This window comes from Micromonospora sp. NPDC049529 (assembly GCF_055586685.1).
Genome location: NZ_JBVJHT010000014.1, coordinates 204,769 through 230,102, shown reverse-complemented (window position 1 = coordinate 230,102; position 25,334 = coordinate 204,769). Strand labels below are relative to the sequence as shown.

General features: G+C 72.0%; 26 protein-coding genes. 15 read left to right on the top strand and 11 right to left on the bottom strand.

Going from position 1 to position 25,334, the window contains the following annotated elements; genetic code table 11:
• The 4 genes from ACZ6QQ_RS25245 to ACZ6QQ_RS25230 all read left to right on the top strand — a co-directional run.
• The coding region (locus ACZ6QQ_RS25245) for a substrate-binding domain-containing protein (protein WP_465879551.1) at positions 1 to 268 on the top strand (268 nt) is incomplete at its 5' end.
• 67 nt (positions 269 to 335) lie between these two features.
• Entirely contained in the window at positions 336 to 1,388 is a 1,053-nt protein-coding gene (locus ACZ6QQ_RS25240) for an Rv2578c family radical SAM protein (RefSeq protein WP_465879550.1), read from the top strand.
• A 101-nt stretch (positions 1,389 to 1,489) separates the two neighbouring features.
• A complete protein-coding gene (locus ACZ6QQ_RS25235; RefSeq protein WP_465879548.1) occupies positions 1,490 to 1,897 on the top strand; it encodes a CoA-binding protein in 408 nt (135 codons plus the stop codon).
• Positions 1,898 to 2,021: 124 nt separating this feature from the next.
• Complete coding sequence (locus ACZ6QQ_RS25230) at positions 2,022 to 2,516, top strand: DUF4190 domain-containing protein (protein ID WP_465879546.1); 495 nt, start codon at positions 2,022 to 2,024, stop codon at positions 2,514 to 2,516.
• Between the two features lie 3 nt (positions 2,517 to 2,519).
• Here the strand turns inward: ACZ6QQ_RS25230 and ACZ6QQ_RS25225 are convergent, their stop codons facing one another.
• Entirely contained in the window at positions 2,520 to 3,368 is an 849-nt protein-coding gene (locus ACZ6QQ_RS25225; RefSeq protein WP_465879581.1) for an SDR family NAD(P)-dependent oxidoreductase, read from the bottom strand.
• A gap of 193 nt (positions 3,369 to 3,561) precedes the next feature.
• Between ACZ6QQ_RS25225 and ACZ6QQ_RS25220 the strand changes: the two genes are divergently transcribed.
• Positions 3,562 to 4,257 carry a DUF4190 domain-containing protein gene (locus tag ACZ6QQ_RS25220; protein WP_465879544.1) on the top strand — a complete coding sequence of 232 codons (696 nt, stop codon included), beginning with the start codon at positions 3,562 to 3,564 and terminating at the stop codon, positions 4,255 to 4,257.
• A 93-nt stretch (positions 4,258 to 4,350) separates the two neighbouring features.
• Here the strand turns inward: ACZ6QQ_RS25220 and ACZ6QQ_RS25215 are convergent, their stop codons facing one another.
• Positions 4,351 to 5,304 carry an HpcH/HpaI aldolase/citrate lyase family protein gene (locus ACZ6QQ_RS25215; protein WP_465879543.1) on the bottom strand — a complete coding sequence of 318 codons (954 nt, stop codon included), beginning with the start codon at positions 5,302 to 5,304 and terminating at the stop codon, positions 4,351 to 4,353.
• Between the two features lie 174 nt (positions 5,305 to 5,478).
• On the opposite strand from ACZ6QQ_RS25215, the gene ACZ6QQ_RS25210 reads away from it, so the two are divergent.
• Complete coding sequence (locus ACZ6QQ_RS25210; RefSeq protein ID WP_465879580.1) at positions 5,479 to 6,276, top strand: SDR family NAD(P)-dependent oxidoreductase; 798 nt, start codon at positions 5,479 to 5,481, stop codon at positions 6,274 to 6,276.
• 299 nt (positions 6,277 to 6,575) lie between these two features.
• Entirely contained in the window at positions 6,576 to 7,919 is a 1,344-nt protein-coding gene (locus ACZ6QQ_RS25205) for a hypothetical protein (protein ID WP_465879541.1), read from the top strand.
• 48 nt (positions 7,920 to 7,967) lie between these two features.
• Here the strand turns inward: ACZ6QQ_RS25205 and ACZ6QQ_RS25200 are convergent, their stop codons facing one another.
• On the bottom strand, positions 7,968 to 8,480 hold the full coding sequence (locus ACZ6QQ_RS25200) for a pyridoxamine 5'-phosphate oxidase family protein (RefSeq protein ID WP_465879538.1): 513 nt from the start codon (positions 8,478 to 8,480) through the stop codon (positions 7,968 to 7,970).
• Positions 8,481 to 8,658: 178 nt separating this feature from the next.
• On the opposite strand from ACZ6QQ_RS25200, the gene ACZ6QQ_RS25195 reads away from it, so the two are divergent.
• Positions 8,659 to 9,675: a phosphotransferase gene (locus ACZ6QQ_RS25195; protein WP_465879535.1), complete on the top strand. Its 1,017-nt coding sequence runs from the start codon at positions 8,659 to 8,661 to the stop codon at positions 9,673 to 9,675.
• Positions 9,676 to 9,692: 17 nt separating this feature from the next.
• Here the strand turns inward: ACZ6QQ_RS25195 and ACZ6QQ_RS25190 are convergent, their stop codons facing one another.
• Together ACZ6QQ_RS25190 and ACZ6QQ_RS25185 are read right to left on the bottom strand one after the other, a co-directional pair.
• Positions 9,693 to 11,921, bottom strand: a complete 2,229-nt coding sequence (locus tag ACZ6QQ_RS25190) for an APC family permease (protein ID WP_465879532.1) — start codon at positions 11,919 to 11,921, stop codon at positions 9,693 to 9,695.
• Between the two features lie 155 nt (positions 11,922 to 12,076).
• A complete protein-coding gene (locus ACZ6QQ_RS25185; RefSeq protein ID WP_465879530.1) occupies positions 12,077 to 13,045 on the bottom strand; it encodes a DMT family transporter in 969 nt (322 codons plus the stop codon).
• Between the two features lie 135 nt (positions 13,046 to 13,180).
• Here ACZ6QQ_RS25185 and ACZ6QQ_RS25180 point away from each other — a divergent pair, with 135 nt between their 5' ends.
• The 3 genes from ACZ6QQ_RS25180 to ACZ6QQ_RS25170 all read left to right on the top strand — a co-directional run bounded on the left by ACZ6QQ_RS25180 (position 13,181) and on the right by ACZ6QQ_RS25170 (position 15,194).
• Positions 13,181 to 13,936: an HAD family hydrolase gene (locus ACZ6QQ_RS25180; protein ID WP_465879529.1), complete on the top strand. Its 756-nt coding sequence runs from the start codon at positions 13,181 to 13,183 to the stop codon at positions 13,934 to 13,936.
• 90 nt (positions 13,937 to 14,026) lie between these two features.
• The gene (locus ACZ6QQ_RS25175) at positions 14,027 to 14,494 is read left to right on the top strand and encodes a hypothetical protein (RefSeq protein ID WP_465879579.1); all 468 of its coding nucleotides are present in this window, start codon (positions 14,027 to 14,029) and stop codon (positions 14,492 to 14,494) included.
• Positions 14,495 to 14,633: 139 nt separating this feature from the next.
• On the top strand, positions 14,634 to 15,194 hold the full coding sequence (locus ACZ6QQ_RS25170) for an SgcJ/EcaC family oxidoreductase (protein WP_465879528.1): 561 nt from the start codon (positions 14,634 to 14,636) through the stop codon (positions 15,192 to 15,194).
• A 57-nt stretch (positions 15,195 to 15,251) separates the two neighbouring features.
• On the opposite strand, the gene ACZ6QQ_RS25165 is transcribed toward ACZ6QQ_RS25170, so the two are convergent.
• The gene (locus tag ACZ6QQ_RS25165; RefSeq protein WP_465879526.1) at positions 15,252 to 16,121 is read right to left on the bottom strand and encodes a PhzF family phenazine biosynthesis protein; all 870 of its coding nucleotides are present in this window, start codon (positions 16,119 to 16,121) and stop codon (positions 15,252 to 15,254) included.
• Between the two features lie 33 nt (positions 16,122 to 16,154).
• On the opposite strand from ACZ6QQ_RS25165, the gene ACZ6QQ_RS25160 reads away from it, so the two are divergent.
• The 3 genes from ACZ6QQ_RS25160 (at position 16,155) to ACZ6QQ_RS25150 (ending at position 19,493) form a co-directional block, all read left to right on the top strand.
• Positions 16,155 to 17,462, top strand: coding sequence for a magnesium transporter MgtE N-terminal domain-containing protein (locus ACZ6QQ_RS25160; RefSeq protein WP_465879524.1), 1,308 nt, complete (start codon positions 16,155 to 16,157; stop codon positions 17,460 to 17,462).
• The gene (locus ACZ6QQ_RS25155; protein ID WP_465879522.1) at positions 17,455 to 18,048 is read left to right on the top strand and encodes a DUF1003 domain-containing protein; all 594 of its coding nucleotides are present in this window, start codon (positions 17,455 to 17,457) and stop codon (positions 18,046 to 18,048) included. Before ACZ6QQ_RS25160 ends, ACZ6QQ_RS25155 begins: the two co-directional genes overlap by 8 nt.
• Positions 18,049 to 18,341: 293 nt before the next feature.
• A complete protein-coding gene (locus ACZ6QQ_RS25150; RefSeq protein WP_465879521.1) occupies positions 18,342 to 19,493 on the top strand; it encodes an Mrp/NBP35 family ATP-binding protein in 1,152 nt (383 codons plus the stop codon).
• Between the two features lie 79 nt (positions 19,494 to 19,572).
• Here ACZ6QQ_RS25150 and ACZ6QQ_RS25145 read toward each other — a convergent pair whose 3' ends face one another.
• A complete protein-coding gene (locus tag ACZ6QQ_RS25145) occupies positions 19,573 to 20,031 on the bottom strand; it encodes a twin-arginine translocase TatA/TatE family subunit (protein WP_465879519.1) in 459 nt (152 codons plus the stop codon).
• Positions 20,032 to 20,106: 75 nt separating this feature from the next.
• Positions 20,107 to 21,468: a S1C family serine protease gene (locus tag ACZ6QQ_RS25140; protein ID WP_465879517.1), complete on the bottom strand. Its 1,362-nt coding sequence runs from the start codon at positions 21,466 to 21,468 to the stop codon at positions 20,107 to 20,109.
• 262 nt (positions 21,469 to 21,730) lie between these two features.
• Here ACZ6QQ_RS25140 and ACZ6QQ_RS25135 point away from each other — a divergent pair, with 262 nt between their 5' ends.
• Complete coding sequence (locus ACZ6QQ_RS25135; protein ID WP_465879578.1) at positions 21,731 to 22,357, top strand: O-methyltransferase; 627 nt, start codon at positions 21,731 to 21,733, stop codon at positions 22,355 to 22,357.
• Between the two features lie 16 nt (positions 22,358 to 22,373).
• On the opposite strand, the gene ACZ6QQ_RS25130 is transcribed toward ACZ6QQ_RS25135, so the two are convergent.
• The 3 genes from ACZ6QQ_RS25130 to ACZ6QQ_RS25120 all read right to left on the bottom strand — a co-directional run bounded on the left by ACZ6QQ_RS25130 (position 22,374) and on the right by ACZ6QQ_RS25120 (position 25,193).
• A complete protein-coding gene (locus ACZ6QQ_RS25130) occupies positions 22,374 to 23,216 on the bottom strand; it encodes an MBL fold metallo-hydrolase (RefSeq protein WP_465879516.1) in 843 nt (280 codons plus the stop codon).
• 127 nt (positions 23,217 to 23,343) lie between these two features.
• Positions 23,344 to 24,870: a leucyl aminopeptidase family protein gene (locus ACZ6QQ_RS25125; protein WP_465879514.1), complete on the bottom strand. Its 1,527-nt coding sequence runs from the start codon at positions 24,868 to 24,870 to the stop codon at positions 23,344 to 23,346.
• Between the two features lie 155 nt (positions 24,871 to 25,025).
• Complete coding sequence (locus ACZ6QQ_RS25120; RefSeq protein ID WP_007455245.1) at positions 25,026 to 25,193, bottom strand: DUF3117 domain-containing protein; 168 nt, start codon at positions 25,191 to 25,193, stop codon at positions 25,026 to 25,028.
• Positions 25,194 to 25,334: the final 141 nt, after the last annotated feature.

The window sequence follows — 25,334 nt, the reverse complement described above, 5'->3', positions numbered from 1 at the left end:
CGACACCATGGCCATCGGCGCCCTCGCCCTCCTACGCACCCGAGGCATCAAAGTCCCCCAACACATCAGCATCACCGGCTTCGACGACATGCCCATCGCCCGCGACGTCACCCCCACCCTCACCACCGTCCGCCTCCCCCTCGCCGACATGGGCGCCCGCGCCATGACCCTCGCCCTCCAGGAACCCGACCCGGCACACCACCACCAGGTCGAACACGTACCGGCGGAACTGATCCGGCGGGAGAGCACCGCGCCGCCGCCCGCCTGAGCCGAGCCGGACGCACCCGGCGGGTCGAACTTGCACCGACAGTCGAACGCGTGTTCGAATCAGGGCCATGCGCTGGGAAAACCTCTCCTTCGCGGCGGTCGGGGCCGGGACGACCGAGCCGGCGGCGCCGACGGCACCACCCTTGCCGCTGGCGCTGCCCGACGCGGTCGCCCGGACCTTCGACACCCCCGGCTTCGCCGGGATGACCTTCTACGAGGTGCGCGCGAAGTCGATTATCAACCGGGTACCCGGCGCCTCACGCGTACCGTTCGAATGGACCATCAACCCGTACCGGGGGTGCTCGCACCGGTGCGTCTACTGCTTCGCCCGGAACACGCACACGTACCTCGACCTGGACGCCGGGCAGGACTTCGACCGCAAGGTGATCGTCAAGGTCAACGCCGGTGAGCTGGTCCGCCGCGAGCTGGCCGCGCCGAGGTGGCGGGGCGACCACATCGCCATGGGCACCAACGTCGACTGCTACCAGCGGGCCGAGGGGCGCTACCAACTGATGCCGCAGATCATCTCGGCACTGCGCGACTTCGCCAACCCGTTCTCGATCCTCACCAAGGGCACCCTGCTGCTGCGGGACCTGCCGTTGCTCCGGCAGGCCGCCACGGTGACCCGGGTCGGCGTCTCGTACTCCGTGGGTTTCGTGGACGAGGGGCTCTGGCGCACGGTCGAGGCCGGCACCCCGAGCCCGCGACGGCGGCTGGACGCGATCCGGCAGCTGACCGACGCCGGCTTCCCGGTCGGGGTGCTGATGGCACCGATCCTGCCCGGCCTCACCGACACCGACGACTCGATCGAGGCCACCGTCGCCGCCATCGCCTCGGCCGGCGCGGTCAGCGTCACGCCGATCCCGCTGCACCTGCGCCCCGGCGCCCGCGAGTGGTACGCGAGTTGGCTGGCCCGCGAACACCCCACCCTGGTCCCCCGCTACCGGGAACTGTTCGGCAACGGCTCCTACCTGCCGCAGAGCTACCAGCGCGAGATCGTGGCGCGGGTCAGGATGGCCGCCCGCCGGTACGGCCTGCTCCGCTCCGAACCCGGCGAGACCCGGCAGGTGCCGACGCCACCGCCCGAGCCGCCCGCCACCGAACAGCTCACCCTGCTCTGATCCCCGAGCCGTCCGACCCCGGCTCCGATCCCCGGCCGTCCGGCCCCGGTCGCCGCGACCGGGATCTGCCGGGCGACACCCGCCGGAGCTACAGTCGCGGAGTGCGAGATGCCCAACAGATCCTGGCCGAGGCCAGGGTGATCGCGGTGGTCGGTGCCGCCCGCGACCCGAACAAGGCGGCCCACCGGGTGCCGCTCCAGATGCAGCGGTACGGCTGGCGGATCATCCCGGTCAACCCGGTCGCGGAGGAACTGTTCGGGGAGAAGGTCTACCGGTCCCTGGCCGACATCCCGCACCCGGTCGACCTGGTCGACGTGTTCCGACCCGCCCAAGACGCGGTCGAGGTGGTCCGGGCGGCGATCGCGATCGGCGCCCCGGCGGTCTGGCTGCAACTCGGGATCGTCTCGGCCGAGTCCCGCCGACTGGCCGAGGAGGCCGGCATCGACTACGTCGAGGACCGCTGCCTGGTGATCGAACGAGCGAACGGCAACCTCAGCCTCCTGCCCTGAACCGGACGTGTCATCGAGCGGCTCGCCGGACCGGGCGACCCGCCCGGGCGCACACCCAGTCAACCCAACCGCCGCGCACGGACTACCTGGTCAAGTAGCGTCCGGAGCGAGGAGGGCGATTGGTATGAGCTACCCACCACCGGGCGAGAACCCCGATCCCCACCAGCCCCAACCGCCGCAGCAGTACGGTCAGCAGCCCGGCCAGTACGGCCCACCCGAGCAGTACGGCCAGTACGGCCAACCACCCCCGGAGCAGTACGGCCAACCCGGCCAGTACGGCGCCCAGTACGGCCAACCCGGCCAGTACGGCCCGTACGGGCAGCCGGGGCAGTACGGGGGCCAGCCCGGCGGCTACCCACCCGGCTACGGGCCGCCGACCGGCACGAACGTACTGGCGATCCTGTCGGTGGTGTTCGCCATCGTCTTCCCGCCGGCCGGCATCGTGCTGGGCCATCTCGCCCGCAGGCAGATCAGGCAGACCGGGGAGCAGGGCAACGGCCTCGCCACCATCGGCCTGGTGCTCAGCTACATCTTCACCGCGTTCTACCTGATCTTCTGCTGCGGCTGGCTGGCACTGGCCATCTGGGGCGGCGACGACGGGGTCGGCACGTCGGGCTGAGCGCTACCGGAACTGCGCCTCCCGGACGCTGTTGCCGCCGTCGACGACCAGCATCTGACCCGTGATGTACGAGGCCGCCGGGGAGCAGAGGAAGGTGATCGCCGCCGCCACCTCGTCCGGCGTACCGGGGCGGCCGACGGGCGTACCCAGGCCCTGCTTGAGCTCGGCCATGGTGGATGCGGCGGTGTAGATCGTGCCCGGCGCCACCGCGTTGACGGTGACCCCGTCGGCGACCATCTCCATCGCCAGCGCGCGGGTCAGGCCCACCACCCCGGCCTTGGCCGCGGCGTAGGCGGCCTCGGTCGGCAGCGCGTTCACCGGTCCGGCGGTCGCCGCGAGGTTGACGATCCGGCCCCAGCCGCGCTCGGCCATGCCGCCGATGAACGCCCGGCTGCACAGGAACGCGGTGGTCAGGTTCCGCTCGATCTCACCGTGCCACTCGTCGTAGCTGAGCTGGGCGACCGGCCGCAGCACCTCCGGGCTCGCCCGGCTGGCCAGGCCCGCGTTGTTGACCAGCACCTCCACCTCGCCGAGCTGCTCGGCGATGGCGTCGGCGAGCGCGCCCACCTCCGACTCGTCGGTGAGGTCGGCGACAAAACCGGTCGCGCCGAGCTCGGTGGCCCGGTCGTGGATGCGCCGGGTGGTCGACACGATCGCCACCCGCGCGCCCAGGTCACGCAGCCGGCGGGCGGTGGCGTACCCGATGCCGTCCGGACTGCCGGCACCGGTGACCAACGCGACCCGGCCGTCGAGGCGCAGGGTGATCGGCTCGGTGTCGGGCAGGGTGGTGGGTTCGTCGGAGTCGTCGACCGGGACGCCGCCCGGCGATACCGTCCGGGTACGGCGGGCCAGCGCGGAACGTGAAGCGTCCCGCCGGGGTCGGCTGCCGGCACGTTCACCGGCGCGCGCGTCGAATGCCATGCCGCGATCCTGCCCGGTCCCGTCAATCCGGGCAACGCGGCACCCCCACCGACAGCGGGCGGATATCACTGGCGATCTGCCACTACCCTGGCTGCCGCATCCCCTGCGTAGACGGAGAGACCCGATGAGCGACCCCCAGCAACCCGGCAACTGGAACGCCCCGGCCGGGCCGAGCCAGCCCCCGGACAGCCCGCAGAGCCCGGCCTACCAGCCCCCGGCCGGCACACCGGATCCGACCGCGTACCAGAACCCGACCTACCAGGATCCGACCGCCTACCAGAATCCGGCGAGCCAGCCCGCGTACCAGGATCCGACCGCGTTCCAGTACCCGGCCGGTCCGCCCGGCGGTCCGGCGTACCCCTACCCGCCCGGCCCGGACCCGGCGACGGCGTACCAGCAGCCCGGCAGCCCGGACCCGGCGGCCCCGTACCCGTACGCCGACCCGGCGGCGGCCTACCCGGCGCCGCCCGGCTACCCGGCCCCGGCCGGTTACCCCGCCACCGGCTACCCGCCGGGCTACGGCTACCCGGCCACGGCACCGCAGAACGGGATGGCGGTCGCCTCGCTGGTGGTCTCGATCGTCGCCGTGCTCGGGCTCTGCGGCTACGGCCTCGGTGGTTACCTCGGCATCGTCGGCGCGATCCTGGGCCACGTCGCCAAGCGGCAGATCCGCGAGCGTGGCGAGAGCGGTGGCGGGATGGCGACCGCCGGCATCATCATCGGTTGGATCACGACCGGCATCGCCGTGATCGCCACCATCCTCATCATCATCGGGCTCGTCTACGTGACCCAGAACCCGGACGAGTTCGTCACCTACTGAGTCGAGTCGGTCGCCCACCGACTTCAGGAAAGCCGGCTGACCGGCATCCACCGGCCTGCGGCCGGCCCCACCGGAAGGGGCCGGCCGGCTGGCTCATTCCGGCGCGGTGAAGGTCGACGTACGGCGCAGCCCGGCCGCCCGGCCCTTCGCCGCCACGACCAGCGCCATCTTGCGGGACGCCTCGTCGATCATCTCGTCGCCGAGCATCACCGCCCCGCGTCGACCGCCGGCCGCCGAGGTGTAGTGCTGGTACGCGTCGAGGATCAGCTCGGCGTGGTCGTAGTCCTGCTGGGACGGCGCGTAGACCTCGTTCGCGGCCTCGATCTGGCCGGGGTGCAGCACCCACTTGCCGTCGAAGCCGAGCGCGGCCGAGCGACGGGCCGACTCACGGAACGCGTCCACGTCCCTGATCTGCAGGTACGGGCCGTCGATCGCCTGCCGGTCGTGGGTGCGGGCGGCCATCAGCAGTCGCATCAGGATGTAGTGGTACGGGTCGCCGGGGTACTCCGGGATGAGCGCCCCGACCGCCATCGACCGCATGTTGATCGAGGCCATGAAGTCGGCCGGGCCGAAGATGATCGTCTCGACCCGGGGCGACGCGGCGGCGATGCTGTCGACGTTGACCAGACCGGCCGCGTTCTCGATCTGGACCTCGATGCCGATCCCGCCGACCGGCAGCCCGATGGCGCGCTCGATCTGCCCGAGAGTGAGGTCCAGCCACTCGACGTGGCTGGCGTTCTGCACCTTCGGCAGCATCACGCAGTCCAGGTTGGCGCCCGCCCCCTCGACCACGTCGACCACGTCCCGGTACGTCCACGGTGTGCCGAGGTCGTTGACGCGTACGGCTCGGATCTTGCCGCCCCAGTCGCCCTCGTTGAGCGCGGCGACGACGTTGCGCCGCGCCTCCGGCTTGGCCAGTGGTGCGACCGCGTCCTCCAGATCGAGGAACACCTGGTCGGCGGGGAGTCCCTGGGCCTTGCCGAGCATCTTGACGCTCGATCCGGGCACTGCGAGACAGGACCGGCGGGGGCGGCCAGCTGCGGCCATCGGGGGCTCCTTCCACCGCCCCGCAGCCGACGCTCAGCGGGCGGGACGATCACGACAATCCTTGTGACCACACGGTAACCTCGCGCCATGACCGGCGAGGAGCGACCTGTCGAAGATGTCACCGGGCCGACATCGCCCGCCCCGCCGACCGCCGACCGGCGCACCGGTCTGCGAGTGGTGATCACCGGTGCCACCTCGGGCATCGGCCTGGCCGCCGCCACCGAACTGGCGAGTCGTGGTGACGAGGTCGTCCTGGTCGGGCGGCATCCGGCCCGGCTGACCGCCGCCGCCGACCAGGTACGCGACGCGAGCGGCATCCGGCCGGCCGAGTTCCGGGCCGACTTCGCGGTGCTCGACGACGTACGGCGGCTCGCCGCGCAACTGCGCGCCCGCTATGACCGGATCGACGTGCTGGCCAACAACGCCGGTGCGGTCAGTCCCCGCCCGGTGACCACGGTGGACGGGTTCGAGCTGACCATGCAGGCCAACCATCTCGCGCCGTTCCTGCTCAGCGGCCTGCTGCGGGACCGGGTCGACCGGATCGTGACCACCGCCTCCGGCGCGCACCGGTGGGGTGAGCTGGATCCGGACGACCTCTCCGCCGCCCTGCGCGACTATCGCGCGATGCGGGCGTACGGGACCAGCAAGCAGGCGAACATCCTGTGCGCCGCCGAGGCCGCGCGGCGCTGGCCGGATCTGGTCTCGGTCTCGTACCACCCGGGCGCGGTGCGTACCCGGTTCGCCAACGACAGCCGGCTGGTCGCCTTCGGCATGAAACTGGCCTGGTTCATGCGGACGCCGGCCAAGGGTGCGGAAACGCTGGTGTGGCTCGCCCACCAGGCCCCGGGCGCGCTGACCAACGGCGGCTACTACGCCGACCGCGAGCTGCGCGAACCCCGCCCGCACGCCGCCGATCCGGCGCTGGCGACCCGGCTCTGGCAGGCCAGCGCGCAGGCGGTCGGCCTGCGCTGAGCCAGGCAAGCCCGCCATCCACTCGGATCGACAATTACCACTATTAACGGAAATCTCTATGATGAATGCCCTTTTCTGTCGAAAATCCGTCAGATCGTGAATAGTGACCGACAGATTACGAAGAGTAGGCTCCAACTAGGAGTAATAAGATCCTCGGGGCGGCAGGGCCCTCGATCATCGACCTTGTGGACCCGACCTGAATGATCGACCCGACACCGACGCCGGCGACCAGGTGGGCTACCTAGGCAGGACCGGCAGCGCAGCCACGCCGTGCGCCGCCCCTTCCCAAGGGCGAAACCATGAACAACACGGATCTGCATCCGCCGGGCGGACCCCCAGCAGGGGACAACCCGGCCCCGCGACGCATCACTCGTACCCGACTCATCGCCGCCACCAGCACCGCCGGTCTCGCCGTGATCGCCGGAACCGGCTACGCCATCCTCGCCGGACCCGATTCGGACCAGGATCCGCTGGTGCTCAGCACACCGAATGCCGTCATCTCGGGCCAGACCTTCGACCGTCCGGTCGAGATCGCGGCGGACAACATCCGGCTGCAACGGGTGACGATCCGAGCCGGCGGCACGGCGGCCATCTCGGTCCGCCCCGGCGTAGCGGGCGCCACCATCACCGACACCGAAATCCAGTGCACCGACGACAGGACCGACGGGATCGTGCCCGGGGACTATTCGGCGTTACGGGTGACGGTGCGGGACTGCCGCCGGGCGTTCGTACAGAGCACCGACTCGCTTGCCACCATTGTGGACTCGGAGCAGAACGGTGAGGCGTACTCGCCGGACGTACCCGGTGGCATCTCCGCCATCCCCAACCCGCCCGACCTCGGCCCGGAAGCTCCGCTGCCGAACCCGCCCCCGGCACCCGCCGCCGTCCCGCCCACACCGATCACCTACTGGCCCGGCCCGACCACCACCGGCGTGCCGGCCGGCACCGTACTGAGGAACTCTGGCTCGCTCGACCTGCGCGTCGCCGGGCAGGTGATCACCAACCTGAACATCGTCGGCTGCGTCACGGTCCGGGCCAGCAACATCGTCATCCGCAGGTCGAAAATCACCTGTAACAGCCCGACCTATTCCATCCGGATCTACGACACGGCAGTCAACCTGCTGGTCGAGGACGTCGAGATCGACGGAAGCGGTCGGAACTCGGCAGCGGTCTGCTGCAGCAACTACACCCTGCGCCGGGCGAACATCCACAACTCGATCGACGGCCCCCGACTCAGCACCAGGAGCACCGTCGTGGACTCCTGGATCCACGACCTGGCCCGGGTGCCCAGCTCACACAACGACACGTTGCAGACCACCGGCGGCAGCGACATCGCGGTCCGGCACAACCGGTTGGAGCCGTACAAGCAGAGCACCAACGACCCGTTCAACGCCTGCATCATGATCGGCTCGACCACCGCCGACGCGGTCCGCAACCTGATCTTCGATAACAACTACTGCAACGGCGGCAACTACTCCATCGGCGTCCGGGACGACCTGATCGCCTCGAACATCGTCATCCGGGACAACAAGTTCGGCCGGAACTACCGCTACGGCATCATCGCCCGCCCCAACCAGACCGGCATCCTCTGGGACCGACCGACCAACGTCTGGTTCGACACCGGCCTGCCGGTGGTGCCGTAACCACCGCTCCGATCGGCCTGCCCGGCAGTCATGCACGGGACAGGCCGATCAGGCCGTCCTGGCGGCGGCGAGCACGTGCCGGGACTCCGCCGGAAACCGCCGCTCGTCGAAGAGCACCCACTCGGTCACCACGACCTCGTAGAGCCGGCTCGGCGTCTCGTGCCGCGCCAGCCGGCCCGGCTCGATCGCCACCTCGGCGCCGGGCCAACGGTCCAGGAACGACCGGGCCGCCGCCTCCATCCCGGCCGGCGGCAGCGCCCGCACCACACCGGTGAAGGCCACCCCGCGTACGGTCCCGGCCCGCACGTCCGGCGGTACGGCGACGATGCTGCCGCCGACCCGGCCGTCGCCCGGCCCGTCCGGCCCGTGTCCACCCGCCCGGTGCCCGTCGGCCGCGTGCCACCGGTCATGCCGGGCGACGAAGCGGAGCAGGTCGGGTGCGAAGTGCGGGTCGTACCAGAGGTTGCCCACCATCGGTGAACCGTCCGCGCGTACGGTCGCCAACTGCATGAGCTGCCCCGCGCGGACGTAGGACTCCAGCAGCTCCCGGTCGCCCGGCATCGGACCAGCCCCTCTCCCGCCCGGCGCGACCGGCGACCACCGACCCGTACGCCGCCAGCCCAACGTAACCTCGTCCCGTCCCCGCGCGCGGAGAAAGACGGCCGGAGAACGGCGGTGGACGCCCGCAGGCGGCGAAAAACGGTGGGCGGAACCGGCCCTGCGGCCCTACCGTGACGCCGTGACCACGCGGACCGAGCAGAGCGGACGACTCGACCCGGCCTGGCTGGTCGAGACCGACGAGTGGATCGACGACCGGCTGGCCGTGCACGGCATCACCCGCACCGGACCGGTCGAGACCCTCCGGGTACGGCCGTGGTCGATCGTCCGGCGACTGGAGAGCAGCACCGGGCCGCTCTGGTTCAAGGCCGCCGCCCCCGCCAGCGCGTACGAGGCGGCACTGGTCCGGGCCCTCGGTGACCTGATCCCCGACCGGGTACTGCCACCGCTCGCGGTCCGGCCGGCGGCCGGTTGGCTGCTCTGCCCCGACGGCGGGCCCACCCTGCGGGAGGCGCTGACCGGTCCACCCGACCCGGACACCTGGGCGACCCTGCTGCGGGCGCACGCCGAACTTCAGCGGGAGACGGCCGCGCACGCGGACGACCTGCTGGCGCTCGGCGTGCCGGACGCCCGGCCGACCCGGCTCCCCGACGAACTCGCCCGCCTGCTCGACGACCCGGCGGTCGGTCTGACCGGGACGCGCCGGGCCGAACTGTCGGCGCTCGCCCCGGACTACGCCCGGTGGTGCGCCGAACTGGCCACCGACGGGGTACCGGCCGCGCTGCAACACGACGACCTGCACGACGGCAACGTCTTCGCCACCGCCGGCCCCGACCGGATGCGCTTCTTCGACTGGGGCGACGCGAGCGTGGCGCACCCGTTCGGCTGCCTGCTGGTCGCCCTCAACGTCGCCGGGCACCAGCTCGGCGTGGGTCCCGGCGCACCGGAACTGGCCCGGTTGCGCGACGCCTACCTGGAACCCTGGACCGGCGTACGGGACCTGGCCGGGCTGCGCCGCTCGGCCCGGCTCGCGCTGCGGGTGGCGAAGGTCGGGCGGGCCCTGTCCTGGCAGCGGGCCGTCGTCGGCGCCGAGCGCCCCGACTGGCGCCGTACCCTCGGCGCGGACCTGGTCACCCCCGAGCACCGGACCTCGGTCGCCGCCTGGCTGGACACCCTCACCGAGACCGACCTCGCCTGAGCCGTCGCCCGGTCCGCTCACTCGGTCAGGTGCACCGGGACGCTGGTGATCACCACTCCGGGCAGGTTCTGCAGGGCCCGGCGCAACCGCTGGTCGATCGGGGTGTGCAGGAGCCGGTGCCAGGGGCGCTTCACCACCAGCTCCGGCACCACCACCGTGAGCACCACGTCCGGCCGCAGCGTGTGCAGCGAGTCGAGGTACTGCACCAGCGGCGCGGTGATCGCCCGGTACGGCGTGATGATCGTCTCCAGCCGCAGGTGGTCGCCCCAGGTCTGCCACGCCTCCCGGAACCGCTCCGCCTCCTGCTGCTCCGGACTGAGGTGTACGGCGAAGACCGGCGGCCCGAGCGACGCCGCGTACGCCAGCGCCCGCAGGGCGGCCAGGTTGAGCCGGGCCACCGGCACCACCACCAGGTGTCGTACGTCCTGCGGGCTCTCCTCGCTCTCCTGGTCGTCCGCGCCCACCGCCCGGTCCCGGGCTCCACCGCCCCCGGCCGGCTGCCCCGGAGCACCCGTCGGCACCGACGGCGGTCGCAGGGCCAACGCCCGGCGGGTGTGGTCGTAGTGCCGCCGGATCCGCAGCGCCAGCAGCACCAGCAACGGGATGGCGAGCACGGTCACCCAGGCACCCTCGCCGAACTTGGTGACCGCGGCGGTGACCAGCACGATCGCGCAGAGCACCGAGCCGAACCCGTTCAGCACCGCCCGCCGGTGCCAGTACCGGCCACGGTGCCGCCGCCAGTGCACCACCATGCCGGCCTGGGACAGGGTGAAGGCGAGGAAGACCCCGACCGCGTAGAGCGGGATCAGCTTCTGGGTGCCGCCGCCGAAGGTGACGAAGATGATCGCCGCAGCCACCGAGAGGGCGATGATCCCGTTGCTGAAGGCCAGCCGGTCACCCATGTGCAGGAACCGCCGGGGCGCGTAGTCGTCCCGGGCCATGAAGAACAGCAGCCGGGGAAAGTCCTGGTACGCCGTGTTCGCGGCCAGCAACAGGATCATCGCGGTGGCCGCCTGGATGAAGCCGTACCACGGGCCGGTGCGGAACGTCTGCCGGGCGACCTGCGAGATGAGCGTCTCGTTGGCGTGCGGCACCAGGCCGCTCAGGTGGATCAGCAGGGTCAGCCCGGCGAAGAGGACGACCAGGATGCTGACCATCCAGGTCAGGGTCGTACGGGCGTTGCGCCACTCGACCGGTTTGAACACCGGCACGGCGTTCGACACCGCCTCGATCCCGGTCATCGAGGTCGCACCGGAGGCGAACGCCCGCAGGATCACCAGCACGGTGAGCCCCTCCACGGCGGTGACCGGGGGCGACGGCAACCGCTCGAAGCCGCGCATGCCGGCCTGGGTGAACCCGACGACCAGCAGCAGGACCGCCGCGAAGATGAAGATGTACGTCGGCGCGGCGAACAGGTTGCCGGCGACCCGTACGCCGCGCAGGTTGCCGGCGAGCAGCAGGGCGATCGCCAGCAGGCCGAGCGGCACGGTGAACCGGGCCAGTCCGGGCAGCACCGAGGTGATCGCGCTGATGCCGGCCGCCACCGACACCGACACGGTCAGCACGTAGTCGAGGATCAGGCCGGCGGCGGCGGCCAGCCCGAACCGGGGACCGAGGCTGTCGCTGGCGACCAGGTAGGAGCCGGCGCCGTGCGGGTAGGCGCGGACGGTCTGCCGGTACGACGTACCGACGACGATCATCAGCACCACCACCGCTCCGGCCAGCGGCAGCGAGAGGTTCAGCGCCCCGCTGCCGGCCAGTACCAGGACGGCGAGCAGGGCCTCCGGCCCGTACGCGACCGAGGAGAGCAGGTCGGACGAGAGCACCGGCAGGGCGACCAGCTTGCGCATCCGTTCCTGGAGTACGGCGGTGCTGGCCAGCGGTGGCCCGAGGATGCCGCGCCGGAGCCGGGCGAGAACCCGGCCGGGTCCCGACTGCGGCAGGTTCGCGGTCTCGGTGGCGAGCAGTTGGTCCGGCTCGTCGGACTTGAACATCTCGATCCGGGCGAGCCGACCGTAGCGGCTCGGGGTGGGCGGGTGCCGGTACCGGTCCAGGCTCGGATCCAGTGGCAGTTCGTCCCAGTCGGCCGACCGGTCGCGCATCGCCGCCGCCCAGCGCTGCCCGACCTCGCTCAGTACCGCCAGTTCCTCGGGGCGCAGCGCAGGGAACTCCGCCGACGGGCTGAGCGTCACCGTCGGCTGGTCCGGCGTTGACGCGTCCTCGTCCCGCTCCCCGTGCCGGCCCACCCGTACCCACCCCCGATCGCTTTCCCCTGCCCCGCACTTTCACCGAAAGAGCGGCTATCGGCACGCGAATAGCCACACTTGCCATGAAAGTGCGCTCACCGGGCGCGCGCGACGGCGGGGGCGACGAGGCGGCCGACGGGACGGGGAAAGCGGGATCAGTCCGGCAGGGGGGCGACTTCGGCCGGGGCTGGGATAGGGACCGTACGCCGGTTGGCCCGGGCACTTCCGAGCACCACGATGGCGACCCCGACCAGCAGCAGGGCCAGGCCGGGCAGGGCCGCCAACCGGGGCAACTGCCCCAGCCACGCCCAGGCGATCAGTGCCGCGCCCGGCGCTTCGAGCAGGATCAGCACGCTGATCGTGGTGGCCGAGAAGTGGTGCAGGGCGTAGTTGAACATCGAGTGCCCGAGCAGTTGGGCGCCGGCGACCAGCCCCAGGATGGCCAGCCAGGTCGTGCCGGGGAACCCGGTCAGCCGTACGCCGCCGACCAGGCAGACGACGAGCAGCAGCGCGGCGCAGACCCCGTAGCAGATAGTGGTGTACGTGGTGGTGCTGATCGTCGCGCGGGCCCGTTCCCCGAACGCGGTGTAGACCGCCGCCGCCATCCCGCCGACCACCGCGAGCAGGTCACCCATGACCGCCCGGTGCGAGTGCCCGAAGTCGGCACCGGTGGCGAGGACCGCACCGACCACCGCCACCCCGATACCGACCCACCCGACGGTGGGCAGCCGCCGGCCCTGCCCGAGGGCGATCAGGCCCTGCCAGACCGGTTGGGTGGCGACCAGGGCGGTGGCGGCGGCGACCGAGGTCAGTTGGGCGCTCGGCATCCAGGTGGCGAAGTGCACCGCCAGCGCCACCCCGGACAGGACGCAGAACCAGCCCTCGCGGCGCCCGGCGCCCCGGGTCAGCGTACGGAGTTCGGCCCGGCGTCGGAGCAGGGTGACCGGGCTGAGCAGGCCGACCGAGATGGTGTTCCGCCAGAACGCGATCGCCAGCGCGGGTGCGGCGGCGTACGCGATCAGTGGCGCCGAGGAGGAGACGGCGGCGACGGCGAGGATGACCGCACCGGCGCTGAGCGGGTCGACCGGGGGGCGTCCGGTGGGCGTGACTTGCGGAGATGGCACGGGAAGATCCTCACACGCGCGCCTCGGCCCTTCGAATGTTCCACTCCCGCTCACGCCGGGCCACGGGCCGATCAACATTTCGTTACCATCTGGCCGGTCAATGTTCATCGATCTCCTCCCGGAAGCTGGTCCACCTTGCCCACATACCGGGCGGTGCTCTTCGACTTCTTCAACACCCTGACCCGACCGGCGAACCGTGGCCGGCGGCACGCCCTCGTCGCCGACCGACTCGGTTGCACCACCGAGGCGCTGCTCGACGTCCTCGACCGCTCGTTCTACCTGCGCGCCAGCGGGGCGCTCGGCACCGCCGAGGCGACGCTGCGCTGGGTCTGCGACCGGATCGGCGTACATCCCTCGGACGAACGGGTACGGGCGGCGGTGGCCGCCCGCCTGGGGGCGGTCCGCGCCGACACCCGGTTACGCCCCGAGGCGGTCCCGACGCTGCGTGCGCTGCGCCGGCTCGGGGTCGCCACCGCCCTGGTCAGCGACTGCACCCACGAACTGCCGGTCTTGCTGCCGCAGCTTCCGGTCGCGGCGTTGCTCGACACGCAGGTCTTCTCGGTCCAGGTCGGCTACTGCAAGCCGGCTCCGGCGATCTACCGCATCGCCTGCGACCGGCTCGGGGTGGCGCCCAGCGACTGCCTGTACGTCGGCGACGGCGGCAGCCGGGAACTCACCGGTGCCACCGGCGCGGGGCTGGACGCGGTCCGGCTGAACGCCCCGGACCTCGGCGGCCACCTGGTCTTCGACCCGGACACCGGATTCACCGGGCCGGCGCTGACCTCGCTGCACGAGGTGCTCCACCTGGTCGAGCCGGGCCTGTCCGGCACCGTCTGGTCGACCGGCCGCACCCGTCGTGGCCGGCGGCGCCCGGCACTTCGCACCCGCTGAGAATGGAAGGATGCAGGGGTGACTGACGACAATGGCGAGCAGACCCCGGTGGCGCCGGCAGTCGGCCCGTCGCCACTGATCGAAGAGGCGATGAAGAAGGCCGCGGTGGCCTGGGTGTCGGTCGACGGCGGCCCCGGTCTGGCGCTGTGGTGCATGCCGCTGGACGGCGCCCTCTACGTGGTCAGTGGGCCGGGCGAGCAGACCGCCCCCGGACTCGCCGACACCGCGGCCGCCGCGGTGACCCTGCGCGGCGATCACGGCGGTCAGATCGTCACCTGGCCGGCCGAGGTGACCCGCCTGCTGCCCGGCAGCGAGGAGTGGGAGGCCAGCGCTCCCCTGGTCGCCGCGAAGCGGCTCAACGCCGCCGGTACGGCGGTCGAGCTGGTGCAGCGTTGGGCGGCACGCGGATGCGCGCTGAACCGGTTGACCCCGGCCGGTGCGCCGCTCGCCGAGGGTGGCTCGCTGCCGGACGGCTCGTTGGCCGCGACGCCGAGGGAGTCGCCCGCCGTACGGCAGACCCGCAAGCCGTTCCGCCTGCACCGGGTCCGCCGCCGCTGACGCTGGGGCCGCACCTCGGGCGGCCCGCTCCCGCAGAGTTCCCTGCGCCGCCGTGGCGACCGGCACCCCCGGCGCTCGGGAGACTGTCTACAGTATGTATATTCACAGTCGCAAATGCCCTCTACCCCTAGGAGCGCACGTGCGACGGACAACCCGCTTCCTCATCGCCGGCATGGTCGGCGCCGCCCTGGTCATCGGGGGCGCCATCGGTGCGGCTGCGGTAACGGCACCCTCGGTGGTGGTGTCCGCCCCACCGTCGAGCACCCCATCCGCGCCGCCCACCGGCACACCGGCCCCGACCGGCAGCCCGAACCCGCCGACCGAGCAGCAGATCAAGGACCTCTTCAAGGGCTGGGACGAAACCCTGGCCACCGGTGACCCGGCGAAGGTCGCCGACCGGTACGCGCCGGACGCCGTCCTCCTGCCGACCGTCTCCAACGAGGTCCGCAAGACCCGGGCGGCGATCGTCGACTACTTCGACCACTTCCTGAAGAAGAAGCCACGCGGCACGGTCAAGGACTCGACAGTCAAGATCCTCGGCGACAGGGTCGCCATCGACACCGGCGTCTACGAGTTCACCGTGACCGAGGCCGGCGTGCCCGGCAAGGTCGAGGCGCGCTACACGTTCGTCTACGAGCTACGGGACGGAAAGTGGCTGATCGTCAACCACCACTCGTCGCAGATGCCGGAGAAGAAGTGACCTCCGGATAACCCGACCGATCTGCCCCGAACGCCACCGGCCGGCCACCGCCGCGAATCAACCCACGAACGGCGGCACGGTGATCCGGCCGGCGGCGATCGGGACGACCTGGCCGGCGACGGTGGCGCCCAGCGCGCCCCCGTCGGCGGCGGTCACCGTGCATTCGAGCAGGCAGGGCCGACCGATCTCGGCGCCCTGGAGCACGGTGTACGACGAGCGCCCGTCCCCCGGCAGCAGACCGCTGGTGACCAGCCACACCCCGAGGCCGAGGGCGGCGGAACCGGTGCCCGGATCCTCCGGCACCCCGACACCCGGCGCGAAAACGCGGGCGTGCGCGGTGCACTCCGCCGGGTCCCAGGCGAAGACGCTCAGATGCTCGACCCCGGCCCGTACGGCGGCCGGGGCGTTGAGCACGATCCGGGTGATCGCCTCCGGTCGTACCGACAGGTACGGGAACTCCAGGCCACAGCCGGCCACCCGGGGAGCCGGTCCGACGAAGTCCTTGCCGGTCAGCCCGACCATCACCAGCAGCGGTTCCACGTCCAGCTCCGGGCCGAGCGTGGGACCCGCGCCGGTCACCGTGGCCCGATCGTCGGTCACCTCGATCGGCAGCAGGCCGGCGCCGCACTCCTGGACCACCTCACCGGCACCGAACCAGCCGCGCCGCCGGGCGGTCACCGCCGCCCCGATGCTCGGGTGCCCGGCAAACGGAAGTTCCTGCTCCGGGGTGAAGATCCGGGCCCGGTACGTCGCCGTGGCGGCCGTGGACGGCAGCACGAACACCGTCTCGGAGAGGTTGAACTCACGGGCGATGGTCTGCATCTGCTCGGTCCCCAGTGCGTGGGCGTCGAAGACGACCGCGAGCGGGTTGCCGGCGAACGGGCGGTCGGTGAAGACGTCCACGATCTCGTACGCCAAGGTCGACATGTTGGTAAAGCCTAGGCGCATAGGCTTGCTCCCGTGACCACGCCGACCCGGGTGTACATCGCCCGCCTTGCCGGGCTGGCCGTCTTCGACCCCAACGGGGATCAGGTCGGCCGGATCCGGGACGCGGTCGCCCGACTCCGCACCACCAGCCGGAACCCGCAGATCGTCGGCCTGGTGGCGGAGCTGGCGATGCGCCGGCGGATCTTCCTGTCGATCAACTGGATCACCACCATCGACGCCGAGTCGGTGCTGCTGGCCAGCGGAACGCTCAACCTGCGCCGGTTCGAGAAGCGCCCGAACGAGTTGCTGGTGCTGGAGGACCTGCTCGACCGCCGGGTGGTGATCGAGCCCTCGGGGCGGCCGGGCACCGTGGTCGACGTGGCGATGGAGTCCAACCGCCAGGGCGAGTGGTCCCTGACCCGGGTCGCCGTACGGGAGCAGACCAGTCGGCTCAGCCGGCGGGGGCACCTGCACCAGTTGGAGTGGGACCGGGCCGGCGGCCTGCTCGGGTTGCCGGAGACGCGGGGCACCGCCAACCTGCTCTCGGTGCTGGAGAACATGCGCCCGGCCGATCTGGCCAACGCGCTCCAGGATCTGCCGGACGCCCGCCGCAACGAGGTCGCCGCCGCGCTGGACGACGAGCGCCTGGCGGACGTGCTGGGTGAGCTGCCCGAGCACGACCAGGTGGAGATCCTGGCCGGGCTGGACCGGGAGCGGGCCGCCGACGTGCTGGAGGAGATGGACCCGGACGACGCCGCCGACCTGCTCAGCGAGTTGCCCCCGCCGGAACAGGACATGCTGCTCGACATGATGGAACCGAACGAGGCCGACCCGGTCCGCCAGCTGCTGAAATACCAGTCCGGTACGGCCGGCAGCCTGATGACCTCCGAGCCGGTGATCCTGCCGCCGGACGCGACCGTCGCCGAGGCGCTGGCCCGGATCCGGGACCCGCAGCTCTCCCCGGCCATCGCCGCCCAGGTTTTCATCGTCCGGCCGCCGATGGCCACCCCGACCGGCCGGTACCTCGGCATGGTGCACTTCCAGCGGCTGCTGCGCGAGCCCCCGGCGGAACTGCTCGGCAGCCTGCTGATCAACGACATCGACCCGTTGCAGCCGTCCACCGGGCTGAACGAGGTGACCCGCCGGATGGCCACCTACGACCTGGTCGCCTTCCCGGTGATCGACCCGTCCAACCGGCTGGTGGGTGCGGTCACCGTCGACGACGTACTCGATCATTCGCTGCCGGCCGACTGGCGTGACCGGGACGCGGTGGTGAGCACGGCGACGGCCGGGGCCGACCCGGGCGCCGGCCGGCCCGCGTCGGGCGGCGACGATGACTGAACCACGCCGGCTGGAACGGCTCGACCAACCGCGCGAGCCGCGCCGGCTGCGTCTGCCCCGGTTCGACCCGGAGGCGTTCGGGCGCTGGTCCGAGGGGATCGCGCGCGGCATGGGTACGGCGAACTTCATCGTCTACATGACCGTGGTGATCGCGCTCTGGTTGCTCTGGAACACCCTCGCTCCCCGGGAACTGCGGTTCGACCCGTACACGTTCACGTTCCTGACCCTGCTGCTGTCGTTGCAGGCGTCGTACGCGGCACCGTTGATCCTGTTGGCGCAGAACCGGCAGGCGGCCCGGGACCGGCTCGCCTCGGAGGAGGACCGGCGGCGGGCGGCGTTGCAGAAGGCGGACACCGAGTACCTGGCCCGGGAGATCGCCGCGCTGCGGATCGCCCTCGGCGAGGTGGCCACCCGTGACTTCCTCCGGTCGGAGCTGGGCCGGCTGGCGGAGGAGCTGGACGAGCAGGCGCAGCGCCGGCAGCGGCTGGAGCAGCGGCAGTACCGCAAGGACCGGCAGCGGCAGGCGGGGCACCCGGTGCCGGCGGAGCGGATCGAGGAACCGCTCGACGAGCTGGACGTCGAGTGAGCGGCGTCGGCCCCCGGCAACCGTGCTGAGCGGGAGGAAGAGCGGGCCGCGCGCCTCAAGGGGCTAGGCGCGCGGCCCAACCTCGTCGATCGTTACACCCGGACGGGTACGACGTCCAGCCTCGAATCGGTACATCCGTATCCCTCGCGCGGCCCGGATCGGGCTGTTTCGGCACTGCGGAGGGCTGGAAGCGGCTGCGGGACGGCCGGGCGCGGACCGCTGCGAATCTGATCGCTCACACCGGGTGCCCGCGACCGCCAACGGGATCCCGTATGCGACGTACGATTGCAGGCATGTCAGCACCCGTCAGCACCGTCGAGGAAGCGGTCCAGGCCGCACTGGCCACCGTCGACGATCCGGAGATCCGCCGGCCCATCACGGAGCTCGGCATGGTGCGCTCCGCCGTGGTCGACGCGGACGGCCGGGTACGTGTCGAGCTCCTGCTCACCGTTGCCGGCTGCCCGTTGAGGGACAAGTTGCGTACGGACATCACGGCCGCCGTCAGCGCGGTGCCGGGGATCACCGGCGTGGAGATCGACTTCGGCGTGATGACGCCGGAGCAGCGGCAGTCGTTGCAACAGCGGCTGCGTGGCGGCGGCCCGGCGACCGAGGAGCCGGTGATCCCGTTCGCCCAGCCCGGCACCCGCACCCGGGTCTACGCGGTGGCCAGCGGCAAGGGTGGGGTGGGCAAGTCGAGTGTGACGGTCAACCTGGCCGCCGCGCTGGCCGCCCGGGGGCTCTCGGTCGGCGTGGTCGACGCGGACATCTACGGCCACTCGGTTCCCCGGATGCTCGGCACCGAGGCCCGGCCGACCCGGGTCGAGGACATGATCATGCCGCCGCAGTCGCACGGCGTGAAGATCATCTCAATCGGGATGTTCACCGACGGCAACGCGGCGGTCGTCTGGCGCGGGCCGATGCTGCACCGGGCGTTGCAGCAGTTCCTGGTCGACGTCTACTGGGGCGAGTTGGACGTGCTCCTGCTCGACCTGCCGCCGGGCACCGGCGACGTCGCCATCTCCCTGGCCCAACTGCTGCCCAACGCCGAGATCCTGGTGGTGACCACGCCGCAGACCGCCGCCGCCGAGGTGGCCGAGCGGGCCGGCGCGATCGCCCTCCAGACGCACCAGCGCCTGGTCGGTGTGGTGGAGAACATGTCCTGGCTGGAGCTGCCCGACGGGTCCCGGATGGAGGTCTTCGGCTCCGGTGGCGGCACGGCGGTGGCCGAGTCGCTCACCCGGGTGGTCGGCGCACCCGTCCCGCTGCTGGGTCAGGTTCCGCTCGACACCCGCGTACGCGAGGCCGGCGACCGGGGCACCCCGATCGTGCTCGCCGACCCGACCGCGCCCGCCTCGGTGGCGCTCAACAAGGTCGCCGACCGGCTCGCGGTACGCCGGGAGTCGCTGATCGGCAAGCCGCTCGGGCTGCGCCCGGCCGGTCGCTGACCCGCACCCGTCACGTTCGGTTCCGCCCGCGTCCGATCCGTCGGAGCGGGTGGAACCCCGTTTCCGGGTCCGCTCGGGCTCAGGTGGCGTCGTCGTCGTACGACCGCGCCTGTGGGCCACCCGCGGGCGCGGTGGCGGCGGTGCCGTTGACCGCCCCGGAGCCGTTGCCGGCGGCGCTCGCCGTACGGCCGCCGTTGCGCAGGTCGGTCGCGGCGGCCACGTCCTTCAGCTCGTCGTGTACGCCGCTGAGGTCGGACTTGACCGTGTCGTAGAGCCCCTGCAACGGCTTGCGCAGCGCGGCCTCGTCGTCCTCGCTGAGCAGGTGCTTGCGGATGAACGCCTTCGGGTGCAGGTCTTCGAGCTGGATGTCGGTGCCCAGCTCGCGGCTGAGATCGCCGGTGGCGTTGCTGGCCATCCGGCGCAGGTTGCGCAGCATCCGCAGCCCGTCGTTGATCACCGTCGGCAGCTTGTCACCGAAGATCAGCAGCGCCAGGAGCAGCAGCGCGCCGATCTCCCACCAGTTCAGGTTTTCGAACACCTCGCCGCCTCCTCGTGCCGGTCCAGGGCAAGACTACGCACGCCGGGGGCGGATCCGGGAGGGGGTGCGGACCGGCTACTTCGCATCTGCGGCGAGTGTCACTGAAGCCTGCTGCCGATCGGTGCCGCGACGGTACTCGACGGTCACCACCGAACCCGGTGCGTATTTGCGGACCAAAGCGATCAGATCAGTCGGTTCCTCCAGGACCCGGCCGTCCAGCCGGAGCAGGATGTCACCGGTCCGCAGACCGGCAGTGGCCGCCGGCCCCGCCGGGTCGACCCCGGCGACGCGTACGCCGCCCTCGGCACCGACCCCGGCGCCGCTGACCTGGGCCCCGATCACCGTACGGCGGGCCTTGCCGGTGTCGATGATCTCCTGGGCGACCCGCTTGGCCTGGTTGATCGGGATCGCGAAGGCGAGCCCGATGTTGCCCGCCGCCGACTCGTCCACCGCCAGCGACTTGATCACCGAGTTGACGCCGATCACCCGGCCCGCGCCGTCGACCAGCGGGCCACCGGAGTTGCCCTGGTTGACCGCGGCGTCGGTCTGGATCGCCGCGTAGTAGCGCACCTGCCCGCCCGGTTCACCGGCGCTGATCGTCCGGTCCAGCGCGCTGACGATCCCCGACGTCACGGTGTTCGCCAGGGCCAGCGGGGTGCCAAAGGCCAGCACCGGGTCACCGACCGCGATCGACTCCGAGTCACCGAACTCGACCGGAACCAGCCCCGGCCGGGACACCTTGATCACGGCGAGGTCGGACTCCGGATCGGTGCCCACCACCGTCGCGGGCGTCGTGGACCCGTCGTTGAAGACCACCGTCGCGCGCCCGTTGCTCCCCTCGACCACGTGATCATTGGTGATCACGTAACCGTCGGTCGACGCGACGAAACCGGAGCCCACGCTCGACCCGCCGCCGCCGTTCACGCGTACGGTCACGACGCTCGGCGCCAGCCGCTCGGCCACCCCCGCCAACGTGTCCGGCTTGCGTTGCGTGGCGGCCGGCGCCTCGGTGCCCTGGCGGCCGAGGACCGTGGTCGGCCCGCCGACCCCGCTGCGGGACGCGAAGACGTACCCCAGGGTGCCGCCGAGGGTGCCGGCCAGCAGGGCGGCGACCAGCGCCACCAGGAAGACCGGGCCGGTCGCCCGCTGGCGCGGCGCGTCCGGGTCGGTGACCGGCTCCGGCAGGGCACTCGCCTGAAGCGGCGGCGCCTGCACCACCACCGCCGTGTGCGTACGCGGGTCCCGCCACGGATCACCCATCGCGTCGGACCACCAGGCCGAGGGCGCCGACCCACCGGCACCCCCCGGTACGGAGGGCACCGTGCCCCCGCCACCACCAGGTCCCGCCGGTATTCCACCCGGCGGGCCCACCAGCGGCGGCACAGGTGCCGTCGTCGGTGTCCCGTCGGGCTGGCGCCAGTTCCAGCCGTCGGTCACGTGCCCTCCCAGTCCGTCCCGGAAAGCGTTCGCCGACCACACGGCGTGAGCCGCTCTCCGGTCGGGGCGTACGGGTTCCGCCTCCAGGATTGCACGGATAGCCGAAGAGCATTCAGCGGTTGGGTCCGGCGTGGACGGGGAACCGGTGGGACGACTGTCGATCACGTACCGGCGCCCTTAGGCTCATAGCGTCACCGCCCCTGTCCACCCCTCACCGTCGCGGAGGTACGCCATCGCCATGGTCGCCCGGTCAGTCACCCCGATGACCGCCCAGGCCCTCCAGTTCACCGAGGCGTACGTCGCCGAGGACCTGGTCCTGCAGACCGCTCGCAGCCTGGCGCGGGAGGTCGGCCTACCGGCCATCACCCCCGGTGCCGGGGCGGCGCTACGGCTGCTCGCGGCAGCCGGCAGTGCGCGTTCGGTGGTGGAGATCGGCACCGGCACCGGCGTCAGCGGGCTGTGGCTGCTGCGCGGGATGCGTCCCGACGGCGTGCTGACCACGATCGACGTCGAGGCCGAACACCAGCGCATCGCCCGGCGGATCTTCCAGGAGGCGGGCTTCGCGGCCGGGCGTACCCGGATCATCACCGGTCGGGCGCTGGACGTGCTGCCCCGGCTCGCCGACGGGGTCTACGACCTGATCTTCGCCGACGCCGACGCGACCGAGTACAGCGCCTGCGTCGAGGCCGCCCTGCGGTTGCTGCGCCCCGGCGGCGCACTCGTGCTGCACGGCGCGCTGGCCGGCGGGCGGATCGGCGACCCGGCCGCCCGCGACCTGACCACGGTGACCGTACGCGAGATCGTCAAGGCGGTACGCGAGTCCGACGACTGGATCCCGGCCCTGCTGCCGGCCGGCGAGGGGCTGCTGGCGGCGATCAAGCGCGGGTGACGGGGGTTCGTCCGCGTCAACCCTTGACGGCGCGGGCGGAGTTCCACAGCACGCCCCGGTTCACCCGGCCGGGGTGCAGGGCGACCATGTAGTCGTACAGCTCCAACGTGGTCTTCGTGCGCGCCATGCCGGCCTCGAAGTCGCGCAGGTAGCCGCGGGTCTCCTCGATGATGTGCGGCCCGTCGTCGGCGCCGTCGCGCTTGTGTCCGGCGACGACGGCACCGGGGCCGAGCGCCTCCACGGTGTCCAGGGCGGCCAGCCACGCCCCGATGCCGCCGTTGCCGGCCTCGCCGAGGTAGAGATGCACGTCGTTGTAGACCGAGTCACCGGCGACCACCAGCCCGATCGACGGTACGTAGAGCGCGGTCGTGTCGTCCGTGTCGCTGTGGCCGAGTTCGACCACGACCAGCCGCTCCCCCTCCAGGTCGAGGGTGTGGTCGGTCAGCGGTTCGGCGACGACCAGCCGGTCGGGCAGTTGGCCGGGGAACTGGACCCGCCAGATGCCGTCGAGCCACCGGGGACCCAGTTGCTGCCGCATCCGCTCGACCACGTGGGCGGTCGCCACCACCTTCGCCGCCGGGAAGCGGTCCAGTACGACGGAGGTACCGAAGAAGTGGTCGCCGTGGCCGTGGGTGATGAAGATCGTGGCCAGGTTCTTGCCGCTGGCGGCGACCCAGTCGGCCAGGCCGGTCGCCTCGTCGACGGTCATCAGGGCGTCCACCAGGACCGCGTCGCGCTCGCCGGAGATGAGGGTGGCGGTGGTCGGAGACCATTTCCGCTGCGTCTCGCCGGGCGGCAGGTCGTCCGAGACCGCCGGTTTGGGCGGCGCGACGTACGTGGAGTAGCTCAGCTGTGCCATGTCACGTCCTCGTGGTTGTCCGGGGTGGCCACGGCGTCGAAGCCGTCCCCGGCCCACACGTAACCATCCGGGAGGTGTCTCCCGTGGCGTAACCGGGCACACCGCCCCCGAGGACGCGCGGCGACGGCTACCCCAGATCACCCAGCCAGCGCAGCAGCGTACGGACGCCGTAGCCGGTGGCGCCCTTGGCCACCGGGCCGTCGTTGCCCTCGGCCCACGAGGGGGCGGACATGTCGACGTGCACCCAGCGGTCGCGCAGCGCCCCGGTGAACTCGCGCAGGAAGAGCGCGGCGGTCACCGAACCGGCACCCCGGTCCGGGGCGCTGTAGAGGTCGGCGATGTCGCTGCCGAGGTACTCGACGTAGTCGTTGGGCAGCGGCATCCGCCAGGCCAGTTCGCCGGCCCGGCGACCGGCGCCGATCAGCGCCTCGGCCAACTCGTCGTTCTCGCTGTAGAGGGCGGCGTGCCGCTTGCCGAGGGCGACCGCGTTCGCACCGGTGAGGGTGGCGATGTCGATCAGGAGATCCGGGGCGAGCCGCTGCACCGCGTACGCGAGCGCGTCGGCGAGTACCAGCCGGCCCTCGGCGTCGGAGTTGGTGGTCTCGCTGGTCAGCCCTCCGTAGTGGCGGACCACGTCACCGGGGCGGAACGCCGAGCCGCTGACCATGTTCTCGGCGAGCGGGGCGAGCGCGGTGATCCGTACCGGTAGGTTCAGCGCGGCGGCGCCGATGGTGGCGGCGGCGATCGCGGCGGCACCGGCCATGTCCTTGCGCATCAGCTTCATCGCCTCGCGCGGCTTGATCGAGATGCCGCCGGTGTCGAAGGTGATGCCCTTGCCGACCAGCACCACGTGGGTGCTGGCGCCGGCCGGTTGCCAGCTCAGTTCGACCAGGCGGGGGCCGGTGGCCGAGCCGCCGCCGACGGCCAGGATGCCGCCGAAGCCCTCGCGGTCGAGCTGCTCGGGTTCGCGGACCTCGACGGTCAGGCCGGGGTGCTCGGCAGCAGCGCCGACGATCTGGTCGGCGAGCCACTGCGGCGACTTCGTCGAGGACGGGGTGTTGATCAGGTCGCGGGCGAGCCGGGTGCTCCGGGCGGTCACCCGGGCCAGTTCGAGGGCGGGTTCGTGGGCGGCCGGGTCGGCGACCGCGACCAGCACCTCGCCGGGGCCGGTGGGCTCGTCCCGGTCGGTCAACCGGAACCGGTACGACGCCAGCCACAGTCCCTCGGCCAGTCCGCGTACGGCCTCCGAAGTCGCATCGACCGGCATGGCTATCGTGATCGAAGTCTCATGAGCGGTACGGGCGATCGCCGCCCCGGCGGCCCGCCAACCGGCCTCGTCGGCGGCGCCCACCCCGACCAGCAGCAGCCGGCTGGGCTGACGCAGCGGCCGGACCGAGAGGTGGGTGGTGCCCGGCGCACCGGTCTGTCCGACCAGCGGCAGCAGTGCCGCCGCCTCGGTCAGCAGGTCGTCCGGGAGGTCCAGCGCGGTCGGCGGCAGCTCGGCGGCGGGTCGGTCGGCGCGGTCGGTGTCGTCGACCCGATCGGGTGCTCCGGTGGCCGTGGCCGGGTCGGTGGCCGTCGCGCCGCTCGGGCGGACGGGCAGGGCGAGGGCGTCGAACCCACCGGGATCGGCGACGAGACGGATGGTCAGCACGCCGACCGTACCTCCAGAAGATCGTGGAACGGACGGGCCGGTGGCGCGGCTGAGCGCGCCCGGACCCGGTTAAACGTGCTGGGCCACCGGCGTCACCGGTGGCCCAGCACGAACGAAGGTCCGGGCACGCGGCGCGCCCGGACCTTCATGATCACTTAGCCCGCGGCGGCCTTCAGCGCGTCACCGAGCGCGTTGGCCTCGTCAGGAGTCATCTCGACGACGAGCCGGCCACCACCCTCCAGCGGAACCCGCATGACGATGCCCCGGCCCTCCTTGGTGACTTCCAGCGGACCGTCGCCCGTCCGCGGCTTCATCGCCGCCATGTTGTCTCCCCTCAGACCTTCATCAGGGTCGGTGGGTTGCCCCACATCCACTTCGTCGGCATCACCGCGCTCACGGCCCGCGGTGCCGACCAACGATTTTCCCTGATGAACACCGCCGGACCCAAACCGAACCAGCAACGC